The organism is Streptomyces californicus, from assembly GCF_000717645.1.
Lineage (GTDB): Bacteria > Actinomycetota > Actinomycetes > Streptomycetales > Streptomycetaceae > Streptomyces > Streptomyces californicus.
The window spans coordinates 321,456-335,661 of record NZ_JNZZ01000004.1 but is presented as its reverse complement, the minus strand read 5'-3'; the positions used below and the strand labels follow the sequence as shown (position 1 = coordinate 335,661).

The following is a 14,206-nucleotide window of genomic DNA, read 5'->3' as shown; positions in this document are numbered from 1 at the left end:
CGCTACCGTCGGGGCAGGGCCGGTAGAGGGGATGCACCGCAGTGGGGATCGAGAGCGACCAGCTCGTCTACGACTACCTGAGCCGGGTCGGCGACCTGGCCCAGCGGCAACAGCTGTCCTCGGCCGCCCGGATGCGGCTCGTCTCGTCGCTCCGGGGCGAGATCGACCGGCAGCGCGGCACGGCGGGCGCGGACTCCCCGGCGACCGTGCGGCGCATCATCGGCAGGCTGGGGAGCCCGGACGAACTGGTCGCCGCGGCGGCGGAGTCCGGCGACGGCACGGTCCCGCTGCCCACCACCGGGCCGGGCACGGGGGCGGGCCCGGACGAGCCGCCGCGGCGCGGCCTTCCCCGGCCCCGGAGCGGACTGCTGCGCAAGGAGCCGTGGGGCCGGAAGGAGCCGGACGCGCCGGGGGAGCGGGGTGAGCGGCCGGAGGGCCGGGGCCCCGGGAAGCCGAAAGCCGGTTTCGGGTGGGGCGCGTCGCGCCGCGCCGCCGGGGACGCAGCGCAGGACGGCCGCCGCGCGGCGGGCGCGGATACGGAGGCGGAGGCCGGCCCCTCCGTGCCCCGGCCGGCGCCCGCCCGCGACGACGACGGAACCCCGGCCGACGGCGCCCGCGCCCCCGCCGGCCACTGGCCCGACCCCTCCGCCCCGCACATGCTCGGCCAGGACCAGCAGGGGGACGGCGGCGACGCGGCCGACTGGTGGCGGCTGGAGCCGGGGCCGTTCGACGAGGGGACGGCCATCCCCGGGTTCTTCGGCGGCATCGAGGCCCCGGAGCTGCTCGGCAGGCGGCCGAGGCCCGTCCAGACGGACAAGAAGGACGAGCGGGGAGAGAAGGGCGAGGGGGCGGACGCGGAGGACGGTCCGGAGGGCGCGGGCGACGGGAAGGGCACGCAGGCCGATGCGTCCGGGTCCGGCGAGGCCGCCGCCCGCCGCCGCGCCCTGCGCCTGGTCAGGCTCCGCCGCCGCAAGGCCGCCCCGGTCGTCGCCGAGCCCGCGGCCGTCGCGGCCGGACCGCGCGGCGGCTTCGCCCACCCGCTGCTGCTTCTGGCCGCCGTCCTGCTCGTCGCCGGGGTGGTCACCGGCTCCTGGCTGCCGCTGGCGGGCGGCTGGCTGATCGCGTACAGCTCGCGCACCCTCTCCCGTACGGAGGCGAAGTGGGCGGCGCTCGGCCTGCCGGGCGTGGTGGCGACTGGGGCGATCGTATGGATCTGGGGGCGGATGGAGGGGCGCTGGGGCGAGCCGATCCGCGAGGGCGCGATGCGGGACGTCTTGCTGGAGGCGTGGCCGGTGGTCGTCCGCGTCGCGGCCGTCGCCTCCGCGCTCTACCTGGTGTGGCGCGCACGGCGGAGGGCGTGACCGGAACCGGACGGGGCAACGGAACCGGCCCTGCCTCGGGCAGCGGAACGGGCCCTGCCTCGGGCTCCGGCATCGCGATCGGCCCCTGTCACGCCGACAGAACCAGAACCAGAACCGGAACCGGAACCGGAACCAGAACCGGAATCAGCTCCGCCTCAGCAACCAGAACCGGAATCAGCCTTGCCTCAGCAACCGGAAGCAGGGCCGGAAGCAGAGACGGAGGGGGAACGGGTCCGGTCTCCGGTGGGCCGGGAACAGGCTTCGGGGTCCGCCCTCACGCCGTGCGGCGGCACCCGGCGAGCAGGATGGCGACCATGCGCCGGGCGTCCTCCCGGTCGTAGTCGGGGCCGGTGATGCAGAGATTGCCGATGGCCCGCATCAACGTGTACGCGGTGATGCCGGGGTCGGTCTCCCCGGCGGCGGTACAGGCGTCGAGCAGGGCCGCGCAGGCCGGGACCAGGGTGTCGAGCATCAGGGCGTGCAGGTTCTCCAGCCCCGGGTCGCCGGACCCCAGCGCGGCGCCCAGGCCGTGCTTGGTGACCAGGAACTCCACGAACGCCTCCACCCACGCGGTCAGGGCGGTGAACGGGGACGCCGACTCCGCCAGGAGCCGGGGCGCGAGCGCGCCGCAGGTGTCGATCTGGTGCCGGTAGACCGCGGTGACCAGGTCCGCCCGGGTCGGGAAGTGGCGGTAGACCGTCCCGATGCCGACGTCGGCGCGTTCCGCGATGTCGCGGATCGGAGCCTGGACGCCCTGGTGCCCGAAGGCCGCGGCGGCGGCTGCCACCACCGTCTCGCGGGTGCGCTGCGCGCGCGCCTGGCGCACTCCGAGTGATTCCGGCACGGGGCCTCCCTTTACTCGCGGAACATTGTTCCGCTACTTTGGCGGAACGGCGTTCCGCCAAAGTATGGCAGTGCGCCCTCCGGAAGAAAGCGTGGCCCCCTCATGTCCGCATCCCTGCCCGCGTCCCCGTCCACACCCCTGTCCGCAGGCTCGTCCCCGTCCCCGCACGCCCCCTTGCCCGGCGCCCGGAACCCGGACCGGCCGGTCGTCGCGGTCAAGCCGATCACCGTCCCCGCCCCCGGCCGGGGCGTGGAACTCCAGGTGAAGGTCACCGCCCCGGTGACCGGCCGGAACCTTCCCGTCATCGTGTTCTCCCACGGCAACGCGTGGTCCATGGACGGGTACGAACCCCTCGTCGACCGGTGGGCCGCCGCCGGGTTCGTCGTGGTCCAGCCCACCCACCTGGACTCCCGTCGCAACGGCATCGGTTGGGACGATCCGCGCTTCCCCACCGTGTGGCGCGTGCGGATATCCGACCTCCACGCCGTGCTGGACGGCCTCGACGGCATCCTCGGCCGGGCGGCCGATGTGGGGGACCGCGCCGACCTCGGCCGGGTCGCGGTCGTCGGCCACTCCTGGGGCGCCCAGACCGCCGGCGCGCTCTTGGGCGCCCGGGTGCTCGACGCCGACGGGGCGCCGGGGGAGGACTTCACGCACCCCGCGGTCGCGGCCGGCGTCCTGATCGCCGCGACCGGCACGGGCGACTCCCTCACCCCGTTCGCGGTCGAGCACCTTCCGTTCATGCGGCCCGACTACACCACGATGACCACGCCGGCCCTGGTGGTCGCGGGCGGCCGGGACCGGTCCCAGCTCTCCACGCGCGGGCCGGACTGGTTCACCGACGCCTACCGGATCGCCCCGTCGCCGAAGAGCCTGCTCACCATCGAGGAGGGCGAGCACACCCTGGGCGGTCTCGCCGGGGAGAAGGTCGCGGAGACCACCGACGAGGACCCGGCCCGTGTCGCCCTCGTCGCCGACGCCGTCTCCGCGTACCTCCTCGAAGCCCTCGGGCTCGACGCCTCCGCGTGGGCGGCCTGGGAGAAGGCCGCCGCCGCGAACGACGCCTGGGACGTCACCGGAAAGTGAGCCGGGGCGTCACCGGCGCGTACGCGTACCGGATGCCCCGGAAGCCGGCCCGCCGGGAGCGGGGAGCGGGTCCGCCGGGAGGCAGGGAGTGGGAAGCGGGCCCGCCGGGAGAGTGAAGCGGTCCGCGCCCTCACCCCGCCGGGTCCCCACATCGCCAGGTCGCCGGGTCGCCGGGCCCCCACATCGCGTGGCCACCAGGTCGTCAGGTCTCCACATCGCGTGGTCACCTGGTCGTCAGCCCGTCAGCCCGTCAGCCCGTCAGTCCGTCAGTCCGTCAGCCCATCAGGCCGGCCCGCAGCTCGTCGAGGATCTTGTCGGCCGCCGTGTAGCCGATGCCCTGGATCCAGAGCTGGTCGTCGACCGGGAAGACCTTGCCGTTCTTCACCGCGTCCATGTTCTTCCACAGGCCGCCGCCCGTGGTCTCCGTCTCCTTGGCCTTCTTCGGGTCGCCGTACGTCGAGTGGAAGACCGCGTCCGCGTCCGCCAGGTCGATCTTCTCGGGGCTGACGTCGTACGAGAACCCGTCCTTGGCCTTGTCCACGATCGCGGGGCGGCCCAGCCCCACGTCGGCCAGGATCGTCGCGATGTAGTTCTTCCGGCCGTAGATCCGGATGTCCGCGCCCTCGACGAAGCGGACCATGTTGACCTCGGTCGCGGCGGCCTTCTCCTTGCCGCCGAGCGCCTTCGTCACGTCCGCCACGTGCTGCGCGTAGTCGGCGGTGACCTTCTTCGCCTCGGCCTGCTTGCCGAGGGCCTCGGCGTGGAGCCGGAAGTTCTCCTTCCAGGGGTAACCGGTGTTCTCCGTCATCACGGTCGGCGCGATCTTGGACAGTTCGGCGTACTTGTCGCCGTGCCGGACCTTGCTCGTGAGGATGAGGTCGGGCTTCAGGGCGGCGATGGCCTCCAGGTTCGGGGTCATCATCTGGCCGACGTCCTCGATGCCCGCGACCCGGTCCTTCGGCAGGTAGTCGAGGAAACCGGACGTCACGTCCGCGTGGGTCGAGCCGACCGGCTTCACGCCGAGGGTGAGGGCCGAGTCCAGCTCGGCGGTGTCCAGGACGACCACCCGCTCGGGCGCCTCCCGGACCTCCACGTCGCCCATCGCCGTCTTCACCGTACGGGTGGAGCCGGAGCCCGGAGCGGAGTCGGAACCGGAACCGGAACCGGAGTCGTCGGACGAGCCGCAGGCGGACAGCGAGAGCGCGGCGACCGTCGCCAGGGAGACGGCGGCCAGGGAGCGGGGGCGGAGACTGCGCAGGGTCATGGGTCAGAGGACCTTTCCGGTAGTCGGAGCTGAGGCGGAGTCGGAGCCGGAAGCAGAAGCAGAAGCAGAAGCGGGAACCGAGGTGGAGGAAGAGGCGGACGGCGCGGGCGACCACGGCGCGCCCGGGACGACGAGCGGCGAACCCGTCACCGGATCCGGCACGATCACCGCGTCCAGGCCGAAGACCTCGCGGACCAGTTCGGCGGTGACGATGTCCCCGGGCCGCCCCTCGGCGACGATCCGGCCCTCCTTCATCGCGACCAGACGGTCCGCGTACCGGGCGGCCTGGTTGAGGTCGTGCAGCACGGTGACGACGGTACGGCCCCGGGTGCCGTCAGCGGCAGGGGACGCCAACTGGCGTACCAGGTCGAGGACTTCCACCTGGTGGGCGATGTCGAGATACGTCGTCGGCTCGTCGAGCAGCAGCAGGTCGGTGTCCTGGGCCAGCGCCATCGCGATCCACACCCGCTGGCGCTGCCCGCCCGACAGCTCGTCCACCGCCCGGCCGGCCAGCGCCGTCACGTCCGTACGGGCCATGGCGTCGGTCACCGCCCGCTCGTCCTCGTCCGACCACTGCTGCCACCAGCTCTGGTGCGGCTGACGGCCCCGCGCGACCAGGTCGGAGACGGTGATCGCCTCCGGCGCGACCGGGGTCTGCGGGAGCAGCCCGATGGACCGGGCGATCTGCTTCGTCGGTATCCGCGCCAGCTCCGTGCCGTCCAGCAGGACCGCCCCGCCGCGCGGCTTCAGCAGCCGGCCGAGCGCCCGCAGCGTGGTGGACTTGCCGCAGGCGTTCGGGCCGACGATGACGGTGACCTGCCCGTCGGGCACCGTGAGGTCGAGTTCCCGGACCACGGTGCGGTCCTCGTACGCGAGGGTCAGGGCGCGGGCGGCGAGCCGGCCCTCGCCCGCCCCGGGCGCGGTGGCGGTGGCGGACGCGGGGCCTGCGGCCGCGTCGGACGTCGTCGGGCTCATGCGGTGCCTCCACTGCGGCCGCGGTGACCGCGGATGATCAGCCAGATCAGATACGGGGCGCCGACCGCCGCCGTGAGGACCCCCACGGGCAGTTCGGTCGGCGAGAACAGCCTGCGGGCGAGCAGATCGCCGCCGACGACGATCACCGCGCCCAGCAGCGCCGAGGACAACAGGGGGATCTGCGCGGTCCGGGTGGTGCGCCGGGCGATCTGCGGGGCCAGCAGCGCCACGAAGTCCACCGGGCCGGCCGTGCCCGTCGCCACGGAGGCCAGGACCACGCCGAGGGCGACGAGCCCGAGCCGTACGCGCCCCAGGCGTACGCCCAGCGCGGTGGCCGTGTCGTCGTCCATCGAGACGGTGCGCTGGGCGCGCGCCGCCCAGACGACCGCGGGCAGCAGGAGCAGCAGCGTCCAGCCGATCGGGGCGGCCTCGGGCCAGCCGCGCCCGTTCAGCGAACCGGTCATCCAGATCTGCGCCTGCTGGGCGACCAGGTAGTCGCCCTTGGTCAGGAACAGCGTGGTCACCGACCGCAGGGCGATGGCGAACCCGATGCCGATGAGGACGAAGCGCGTCGCATGCAGCCCGCCGCGCCACGCGAAGACGTACACGAGGGTCGCCGCCGCGATGCCGCCGACGACGGAGAAGTACGGCAGGAAGGTGTACGAGGTGACGCCGAAGGTCAGCGCGCCGACGGTGAGGGCGCTCGCGCCCTGGCTGACGCCGATGATGTCGGGGCTGGCCAGCGGGTTGCGGGCCACGGTCTGGATCAGCGCCCCGGCGATGCCGAACGCGACCCCGACCAGCAGCCCGACGACCATGCGCGGCAGCCGGAGCGTGCCCACGACCAGTTCGGCCGACGACGGCTGGCCGAGGATCACCTTCACGACCTCGCCGGGCGCGACGAAGCTCTCCCCGACGCAGAGGTAGGCGACGCAGACGGCGGCCAGCAGGAGCACCAGGGCCGCCGCGACGACGCAGGAACGCCGGTGCAGCAGGAACCGGCCGCGCGGGCCGGCCTTCAGGACGGCGTAACCGGAGGGCCGGACCCGTACGGGCTTCACAGGCTTCTCGGTCTTCTCGGGCGCGGTGGCGGGCGCGTCGGCCGTCATGCGGGCACCGCCTTCCGGCGGACGAGGGCGACCAGGAACGGCACCCCGATCAGGGCCGTCGTCACCCCGGCCGGGACCTCGCTCGGCGGGAACACGATCCGGCCGACGACGTCCGAGACCAGCAGCATCACGGGCCCGAGCAGCGCCGCCATGGGCAGCACCCAGCGGTGGTCGGCGCCGACGACGGCGCGGGCGATGTGCGGGACGGCGAGCCCGATGAAGGCGATCGGTCCGGCGGCGGCGACCCCGACCCCGGTCAGCACGGTCGCCCCGATCCCGCCGACGATCCGGACCGCGGCGACGTTCTGCCCGAGGCCCTTCGCCACGTCCTCGCCGAGCGCGAGCGCGTCCAGGCCGCGGGCGACGGAGAGCACGAGCACGGCCCCGACCAGGAGGAACGGCCACACCTGCTGGACCACGTCCGCCTCCCGGCCCGCGATCGAACCGACCTGCCAGAAGCGGAACTCGTCCAGTGCGGACGCCTTCGTCGTCAGCACGCCCATCGTGACCGACACCAGTAGCGCGTTGATCGCCGCGCCGCCGAGCGCGAGCTTCACCGGGGTCGCCCCGCCGCGCCCGCGCGCGGCGATGGCGTACACGGCGACCGAGGCGAGGGCCGCGCCGCCGAAGGCGAACCACACGTACCCGGTCAGCGTGTGCACCCCCGCGAACGCGATCGCCACCACGACCGCCACCGACGCCCCCTGGCTGATGCCGAGGATGCCGGGGTCGGCGATCGGGTTGCGGGTGATGCCCTGGAGCGCCGTGCCCGCGAGCGCCAGCGCCGCGCCGACCATCAGCCCGATGAGCGTGCGCGGTACCCGCATCGAGCGGATCACCTCGGCGGCGTCGGAGTTCCCGCCGTGCAGCAGGGCGTCGACCACCTCGCCCGGCGGGATGGAACGCGCGCCCACGGCGAGGCTCAGCAGGACCGCCAGCAGTAGGGCGACGACGGCGGCGGCCGTCGCGGCGGCGCGCCGCGAGAGGCGGGGCGCCGGGGACGGGCCGGGCGGCACCCCGGGTGGCGCGGCGGTCCGCACCGGCGCTGACGCTGACATCTGACCCCATCGAGAACGGCCCCGGGCACGGACGCGGCACGTGGGAGGACGGGACGGGCACGGGCCACGCGGGTAAGGCTTGGCTAAGTACGCGCCTCAGTCTAGGCGGCGGCTCCCCGCCACCGGCCCCCGGGCGGCTCGGGCCCGGTCGGCACAATGGCAGGCATGGCATCCACGGATCAGCACCCCGACCAGCACCCGCAGCGGCACCCCCTGACGGTCGGCTTCGACCTCGACATGACGCTCATCGACACCCGCCCCGGCATCGCCGCCGCCTTCCGGGTCCTGGCCGCGGAGACGGGGACGCCGATCGACGTGGACCTGGTGGTGAACCGGCTCGGCCCGCCGCTGGAGACGGAGCTGGCGCACTGGTTCCCGGCCGAGGCGGTCCCCGCCGTGGCCGCCCGCTACCGCGAGCTCTACCCCGACCACGCGATAACCCCGAGCACGGCCCTCGCCGGCGCGCGCGAGTCGGTGGCCGCCGTACGGGCGCTCGGGGGTCGCGCGATCGTCGTCACCGCGAAGTACGCGGAGCACGCGAAGCTCCATCTGGCCCACCTCGGCATCGAACCGGACGCCGTGATCGGCTGGCTGTGGGCGGAGGCCAAGGGCGAGGCCCTGCGCGAGCACGGCGCTCACGTGTACGTCGGCGACCACCTCGGGGACGTGCGCGGTGCGCGGGTGGCCGGAGCGCTGTCGGTCGCGGTGACGACCGGCCCCTGCGACGCGGCGGAGCTGCGGGCGGAGGGCGCGGACGTGGTGCTGGCCGACCTGACGGGCCTCCCGGCCTGGCTGGCGTCCTACGACGCGGACCGGGCGGCCCCCGAGGATCAGCCGACGGCGACGTCGGTGAGGACGGCCCCGGACTCCGCCAGCCGTTCGACCGCGTAGGCCGGGTCGAGCAGCGCCTCGGGGGTGTGCAGCCCCGGCGCGACGGCCGCACCGCGCAGCCCGACCAGCCGCTCGACGCCGAGGGCCACGCCCGTCGCGGTCACCGGACGCTGCCCCGACGGGTGGGTCAGACGGCGGAGCGTCCTCGTCGGCGTGCCCGCCCGGTCGGTCCCCTCGATCTCGATACCGGCCTCGAAGGACACGGGTCCGCCGAGCCGTCGCCCCGTGGATTCGCCGACGGCGAAGTCGAAACGGACGTCGGGCGCGTCCGTCGCGAGGGCGAGGCTCGGCACGTCGAGGACCGCGATGCTGCGGCCGGGCAGACCGGTGCCGTCGGCACGCCGCACCTCCGCCTCGGCGTCGGGGCCGTCGACCCAGGTGAAGACGCCGTCGCGGCGTACGAGCCCTGCCGTGGTCGCCGTGGACCACCGCTCCAGATCGGCCGCTCCCGCAGGCCCGCCGGTGTCCTGTTCGTCCAGTACGGCGCCGATGCGGACGGTGTCGATCCGGTCGAATTCCCGGGCCGCGTGCAGGGCCGCGAGGACGACGGCGCCGGCGCAGAAGTGGCTGGCCACCAGGATCGGCGCGGCCTCCGCCCGCTGGGCGCCCGCGACGATCTCCGGCGCGATGTCCACCAGACCGCTGGAGATGCTGAGGTAGGGCACCCCGCGCTCCTGTGCGTAGCGCAGCCCGTGCAGGCGGTCGTCCCAGAGCGCGGCGACCACCGCCGAGCAGGCGGTGGTGGCCGGGAGGCCGAGGCCGCGGCGTCGCAGGTCGACGGTGGCGGCCGTCGCGTGGCCGAGCTCGTCGGCCAGCCGCCGCGCGCGTTCCGGGTCGCGGCCCGCGATCGTCAGCGGCAGCGTCGGATGCCACCGGCGCAGGAGGGCGGCGGCCCCCGCGCCCGCCTGGCCCGTGCCGCCCAGAATCAGTACCGGTTCCCGCTGTCCCATGGTGGCGCCCCTCCACATCAACGAAGCTACATTTTGTAGCCTACGTTTTGTAGCTTAAATTGGGAGGAGACCGCAAGGGAGTGCCCATGGCGACCACACCGACCCGCCTGTCGAAGCAGGCCAGGCGGGAGCAACTGCTCGACACCGCCGTGGCGATCGTGCGCACCCGGGGCGCCGACGGCCTGACGCTGGTCACCCTCGCGGAGGAGGCCGGGGTGAGCAGGCCGGTCGTCTACGGCCACTTCGCCACCCGCCCCGGCCTGCTGCTCGCACTCCACCGGCGACTCGACGAACGCCACCGGGCCGCCGTCACCCGGGCCCTGCGGAGCGCCGCGACCGGCGCCGACGCGGTCGCCCGCGCCATCAGCACCGCCTACTTCGCCTGCGCCACCGACATGCCCGAGCTGGGCGCCGTCACCGCGGCGCTGAAGGGGAGCCCGGAGATGGAGGCGGTGCGGCACGATTCGGCCGACCGCTACGCGGAGCTGATGGCCACCGTGTTGCGCCCGTACTCCCCGCTCGCACCGAAGGACCTCGGGCTGCGGTGCGCCGGCGTACTGGGCGCGGCCGACGCGCTCGCGGCCGAGCTGAACCGGCGGCGGGCGACCGACGACGAGACGGTCGCCGCGCTAACCGGCCTGATCATGGGCAGTCTCGGGGGCGGGGCCGGGCGCGGGGCCGAGTCCGGTGCCGGGCCCGCCGAGACCGAGGCCGGGGCCGGGCCTGCCGAGGCCGAGACCGAGGCCGGGGCCGGGGCGTGAGGCCGGGGCCGCGAACTCCCGGCCAGCTCCGGCGTACGCCCGGCTAGGAGTTCGCTGCTCGTTTCGGCGAGTTCGCCCAGACCGAGCGCACCACGCCGGCCGCCGCGATCAGGAATCCGACGCCCATCAGCATGGAGACCGCGTACGCGATCGACGGGAACGGGTCGGTGCCCAGGAACAGAGGGGCGACCGTGACCAGCGTGGCCAGGGCGCCGACGAAAAAGACGATCGCGCCGACCTGAACCAGCCGATCGCCCGCGCCTGAAGGAGTAGTACTCACCCGACCAGGGTAGTTCCCAGCCCCGAGGAACTCTCCGGCGACGTCTTGTCACCGGACGCAGGGCCATTAGCCTGGGACCGAGCGGGTCACGGTGACCCGCTGTATTGCTATCCGGAGCCGTTGTCCTGCTGGAGGACCGGCTCTCCCGCGCACCGACGAGTACGAGGACGAGGACAGACGTGCCCACCGGCAAGGTCAAGTGGTTCAACAGCGAGAAGGGCTTCGGCTTTCTCTCCCGCGACGACGGCGGCGACGTCTTCGTCCACTCGTCGGTCCTCCCTGCCGGGGTCGACGCGCTCAAGCCCGGCCAGCGCGTGGAGTTCGGCGTGGTCGCGGGCCAGCGCGGCGACCAGGCGCTCTCCGTGGTGATCCTCGATCCCACGCCGTCCCTCGCGGCCGCGCAGCGCCGCAAGCCCGACGAGCTGGCGTCGATCGTCCAGGACCTGACGACGGTCCTGGAGAACATCACCCCGCAGCTGGAGCGCGGCCGCTACCCGGACAAGGCGGCCGGCGCGAAGATCGCGGGCCTGCTGAGGGCCGTCGCCGACCAGCTCGACGTGTAGCGGCGGGCCGCCCGAAGCGGATCGGCCAGGCGGCGGGACCGCCCGGCCCTCCTGCCCGGCGCCCGCCCACTCGCCGTCCGCCCGCTCGACGCCGTCCGGCAGACGTCCGCCCGCCCGCTCGGTGCTCCGCCCGCCCTCCGGCCGGCGGCAGCCGACGGTCCGGCTCGTCGTCACGCCTGGCTCTCCGCGAAGAGCCGGGTCGACCGTCCCAAGGCCGCGCGCACCGCGCCCGAGCGGGTCAGCGGCGCCCGGTCCACCCCGGCGAACAGCACGGCCAGGGAGATGTCGGCGGCCACGGCGCGGCCCGTCGTCCGGACCGTCAGCCGTTTGCCGCCGAACCCCGACAGCCTCGCCGTGAGGGTGACCCCGGCGTCCTCGTCGTCGGCCCGCCGGACCAGGACGAACCGCTTCCGGTTCACTGCCCGCAGCAGGTACTGGTCGCCGCCGTATTGGAAGCGCAGGGCGCGGGCCCGGTGCGTCAGGCCGAAGCGGTTGCGCCGCAGGTACACCATGGCGTCGCCGACCCGGAGCGTCGACCCGTTGAGCGTCGGCAGGTCGGTGGCCTCCGTGTGGATGCCGCGGGTCTCGAACACCGCCGTGGGTATCGAGGGGCCCCGCACCTCCGAGATCAGGCTGCCCGGCGTGTGCTCAAGGGGCAGCGGCGCGGTGAGCACGACCTCCCCGAACCCGGGCACCGTGCCCCGGAGCCCGGACCGCCGCTCGTGGGTGCGGCCTTCCTTCCAGAACTCCAGCGTGAACTCGCCGACCGCTGTGTGCACCGCCCGCATCCTCCCCCGTTGCTGACCGCTGACCCGCAGGCCCGATGACCCGCTGACCGCACCCCCGGAGCCCGGCCCCCGACCGTGACCCCGCGCCCGCTCCGTCCCGCCCGCTCCGTCCCGCCCGGCCCCTCGCTCAGGGAAACGCCAGCGCGTCCGGCGCCAGCGGCGGTACGAGTCCTTCCGCCGCCGCGCGGGTCAGCAGGCCGCGGATCGCCGCGTAGCCGTCCTCCCCGAGGTCGGCGGTGAACTCGTTCACGTACAGCCCGATGTGCTGGTCCGCGACGGCCGGGTCCATCTCCTGGGCGTGCTCCAGGACGTACGGCCGGGAGACCTCCGGGTGGTCCCAGGCGAAGCGGACCGAGTCGCGTACGGTGTCGGCCAGCCGACGCAGGGCCTCCTCGCCCAGCGAGCGCTTCGCGATGATCGCGCCGAGCGGGATCGGGAGGCCCGTGGTGTCCTCCCAGTGGCGGCCCATGTCGGCGAGGTTGTGCAGCCCGAAGTTCCGGTACGTGAAGCGGGCCTCGTGGATGACCAGGCCCGCGTCCACCTTGCCGTCCCGGACGGCCGGCATGATCTCGTCGAACGGCATCACGACGACCTCGCCGACCCCGCCGGGGACCAGGTCCGCGGCCCAGAGCCGGAACAGCAGGTAGGCCGTCGAGCGCTCGCTCGGCACGGCGACGGTCCGGCCGGTCAGATCGAGGCCCGGCTCCCTGGTGAGGACCAGCGGCCCGCAGCCCCGGCCCAGCGCCCCGCCGCACGGCAGCAGCGCGTACTCGTCGAGCACCCACGGCAGCACCGCGTACGACACCTTCAGGACGTCCAGCTCGCCCCGTTCGGCCATGCCGTTGGTGATGTCGATGTCGGCGAAGGTCACGTCCGGCGCGGGCGCGCCGGGCACCCGGCCGTGCGCCCAGGCCTCGAAGACGAACGTGTCGTTGGGGCAGGGCGAGAAGGCGATCCGGATCGCGTCCCCCGCCGGGGAGCCGCTAGGCGCGGTTTCGGTGGTCATGCCGGTTCCAACCTTCCAGTACGGGGGCGCTCTTCCCGAACGCGTCGGTGAGCGCCGCCAGTGCGTCGCCGATGCGCCAGGCGTCCCGGTCGCGGGGGCCGACGGCGTTGGAGACGGCCCGCAGTTCCAGTACGGGTACGGCTGCCCGCGCGGCGGCCTCCGCGACCCCGAACCCCTCCATCGCCTCGACCAGGGCGCCCGGATGCGCCGCGAGCAGAGCCCCGGCGCGCTCGGCGGAACCGGTCGCGGTGGAGACGGTGAGGACGGGCCCGGCGGCGGCGCCCGCGGCGGCGGCCACCTCCCGCACCAGCGCGGGCGGCGGGGCGAACCGGTCCCGGCCGAAACCGAGCGCGGTGACCGGGAGGAACCCCTCGGGGGACTCGGCGCCCAGATCGGCGGCGACGATGTCGCTCGCGACGACGGGTGAGCCCAGCGGGGTCAGCGGGGTGAACGCCCCGCCGATCCCGGCCGAGACGACGAGCCCGTACGGGGCGGGGGCGGACGCCAGGGCGAACGCGGTCGCCGCCGCCGCGGCGGCCGGACCGGCGCCGCCCGCCAGCACGTCGAACGCCCCGCGGCGGTGCACCTCGGCCCCCGGCACCGCCACCGTCTCCGGAGCGCCCCCGAACGCACGCGTGACCGCGTCCCGTTCGGCGGGGACAGCGGTCACGACGAGCACACGCACGGATGCAGCCTCAGGGTCGAGGACGGGGGAGGAGGACGCTCTGCGCCGGGCTCCGGGGCTCACGGGACCTCACGGCCCCGTGAGCCGGGCTTCGGCGGTCAGTCCTTCTTGAGCTCGAACTGCCAGATGCCCGTCAGCTTCTTGCCCTTGGTCTCCACGATGGAGATGTTGGTCTTCTCGGCGGGCTTGCCCGTCTGGCTGGCGAAGAAGGCGCTGCCGGGGATCGTCCGGTAGGTCTTGTCGTACGGCTCCTGCTCGGCCTGCTGGCCGTTGATGAAGAGCGTCCAGCCGTTCTCGGCGATCTCGGGGTCGACGCCGAAGCGGACCTTGTCGTCCATGGAGACCGTGATGCTCTTCTCGGCCTTCTTGTTCAGGCAGCCCTGGACCAGGGACTCCTTGATCGCTTCGCCGTCGTTGTAACAGGCGGCCTCGGTGTTCACCGAGTCGCTGCCGACCGTCACGGTGGCGAGCGGCGTCGGCTTGTCGCAGGCGGACAGGACAAGGAGTCCCGCGGACACGGCACCAAGAGCTACGCCGATTCGACGGCCCTTACCGGAGAAGAACGCAACGGTCATGGGCCGAAGG

General features: G+C 74.3%; 16 protein-coding genes. 5 read left to right on the top strand and 11 right to left on the bottom strand.

Annotated elements, in window-relative coordinates:
* The first annotated feature begins 41 nt into the window (after window positions 1–41).
* On the top strand, window positions 42–1,361 hold the full coding sequence (locus IF19_RS0108185) for a hypothetical protein (protein WP_030115797.1): 1,320 nt from the start codon (window positions 42–44) through the stop codon (window positions 1,359–1,361).
* Window positions 1,362–1,635: 274 nt separating this feature from the next.
* Here the strand turns inward: IF19_RS0108185 and IF19_RS0108180 are convergent, their stop codons facing one another.
* The gene (locus IF19_RS0108180; RefSeq protein ID WP_030115796.1) at window positions 1,636–2,205 is read right to left on the bottom strand and encodes a TetR/AcrR family transcriptional regulator; all 570 of its coding nucleotides are present in this window, start codon (window positions 2,203–2,205) and stop codon (window positions 1,636–1,638) included.
* Window positions 2,206–2,307: 102 nt separating this feature from the next.
* On the opposite strand from IF19_RS0108180, the gene IF19_RS0108175 reads away from it, so the two are divergent.
* Window positions 2,308–3,291, top strand: coding sequence for an alpha/beta hydrolase family protein (locus IF19_RS0108175; protein WP_078580502.1), 984 nt, complete (start codon window positions 2,308–2,310; stop codon window positions 3,289–3,291).
* Window positions 3,292–3,565: 274 nt separating this feature from the next.
* Here IF19_RS0108175 and IF19_RS0108170 read toward each other — a convergent pair whose 3' ends face one another.
* The 4 genes from IF19_RS0108170 to IF19_RS0108155 are packed head-to-tail and all read right to left on the bottom strand — an operon-like array spanning window position 3,566 to window position 7,697.
* Complete coding sequence (locus tag IF19_RS0108170) at window positions 3,566–4,555, bottom strand: ABC transporter substrate-binding protein (RefSeq protein WP_030115794.1); 990 nt, start codon at window positions 4,553–4,555, stop codon at window positions 3,566–3,568.
* Between the two features lie 3 nt (window positions 4,556–4,558).
* On the bottom strand, window positions 4,559–5,530 hold the full coding sequence (locus tag IF19_RS0108165; protein ID WP_050493721.1) for an ABC transporter ATP-binding protein: 972 nt from the start codon (window positions 5,528–5,530) through the stop codon (window positions 4,559–4,561).
* Window positions 5,527–6,639, bottom strand: coding sequence for a FecCD family ABC transporter permease (locus tag IF19_RS0108160; RefSeq protein WP_050493720.1), 1,113 nt, complete (start codon window positions 6,637–6,639; stop codon window positions 5,527–5,529). Before IF19_RS0108160 ends, IF19_RS0108165 begins: the two co-directional genes overlap by 4 nt.
* On the bottom strand, window positions 6,636–7,697 hold the full coding sequence (locus IF19_RS0108155; RefSeq protein WP_030115791.1) for a FecCD family ABC transporter permease: 1,062 nt from the start codon (window positions 7,695–7,697) through the stop codon (window positions 6,636–6,638). Before IF19_RS0108155 ends, IF19_RS0108160 begins: the two co-directional genes overlap by 4 nt.
* 165 nt (window positions 7,698–7,862) lie before the next feature.
* On the opposite strand from IF19_RS0108155, the gene IF19_RS0108150 reads away from it, so the two are divergent.
* The gene (locus tag IF19_RS0108150; protein WP_078580501.1) at window positions 7,863–8,588 is read left to right on the top strand and encodes an HAD family hydrolase; all 726 of its coding nucleotides are present in this window, start codon (window positions 7,863–7,865) and stop codon (window positions 8,586–8,588) included.
* On the opposite strand, the gene IF19_RS0108145 is transcribed toward IF19_RS0108150, so the two are convergent.
* On the bottom strand, window positions 8,528–9,538 hold the full coding sequence (locus tag IF19_RS0108145) for a saccharopine dehydrogenase family protein (RefSeq protein WP_030276255.1): 1,011 nt from the start codon (window positions 9,536–9,538) through the stop codon (window positions 8,528–8,530). The two genes, IF19_RS0108150 and IF19_RS0108145, sit on opposite strands and share 61 nt — an antisense overlap.
* An 86-nt stretch (window positions 9,539–9,624) precedes the next feature.
* Here IF19_RS0108145 and IF19_RS0108140 point away from each other — a divergent pair, with 86 nt between their 5' ends.
* Window positions 9,625–10,299, top strand: a complete 675-nt coding sequence (locus IF19_RS0108140; RefSeq protein WP_078580500.1) for a TetR/AcrR family transcriptional regulator — start codon at window positions 9,625–9,627, stop codon at window positions 10,297–10,299.
* 43 nt (window positions 10,300–10,342) lie between these two features.
* On the opposite strand, the gene IF19_RS0108135 is transcribed toward IF19_RS0108140, so the two are convergent.
* Window positions 10,343–10,579 (bottom strand): hypothetical protein, encoded by a 237-nt coding sequence (locus IF19_RS0108135; protein WP_030115787.1) that lies wholly within the window; start codon window positions 10,577–10,579, stop codon window positions 10,343–10,345.
* 179 nt (window positions 10,580–10,758) lie between these two features.
* On the opposite strand from IF19_RS0108135, the gene IF19_RS1000000138655 reads away from it, so the two are divergent.
* Window positions 10,759–11,142 carry a cold-shock protein gene (locus IF19_RS1000000138655; protein WP_030115786.1) on the top strand — a complete coding sequence of 128 codons (384 nt, stop codon included), beginning with the start codon at window positions 10,759–10,761 and terminating at the stop codon, window positions 11,140–11,142.
* 170 nt (window positions 11,143–11,312) lie between these two features.
* Here the strand turns inward: IF19_RS1000000138655 and IF19_RS0108125 are convergent, their stop codons facing one another.
* From IF19_RS0108125 to IF19_RS0108110, 4 genes are all read right to left on the bottom strand, one after another.
* A complete protein-coding gene (locus IF19_RS0108125) occupies window positions 11,313–11,921 on the bottom strand; it encodes a hypothetical protein (protein ID WP_030115785.1) in 609 nt (202 codons plus the stop codon).
* 136 nt (window positions 11,922–12,057) lie between these two features.
* Window positions 12,058–12,936, bottom strand: a complete 879-nt coding sequence (locus IF19_RS0108120) for a 1,4-dihydroxy-6-naphtoate synthase (protein ID WP_030115784.1) — start codon at window positions 12,934–12,936, stop codon at window positions 12,058–12,060.
* Window positions 12,914–13,621, bottom strand: coding sequence for a futalosine hydrolase (locus IF19_RS0108115; RefSeq protein ID WP_030115783.1), 708 nt, complete (start codon window positions 13,619–13,621; stop codon window positions 12,914–12,916). The genes IF19_RS0108120 and IF19_RS0108115 overlap by 23 nt, the downstream gene beginning before the upstream one ends.
* A gap of 98 nt (window positions 13,622–13,719) precedes the next feature.
* A complete protein-coding gene (locus IF19_RS0108110) occupies window positions 13,720–14,196 on the bottom strand; it encodes a hypothetical protein (RefSeq protein WP_030115782.1) in 477 nt (158 codons plus the stop codon).
* Window positions 14,197–14,206 lie beyond the last annotated feature (10 nt).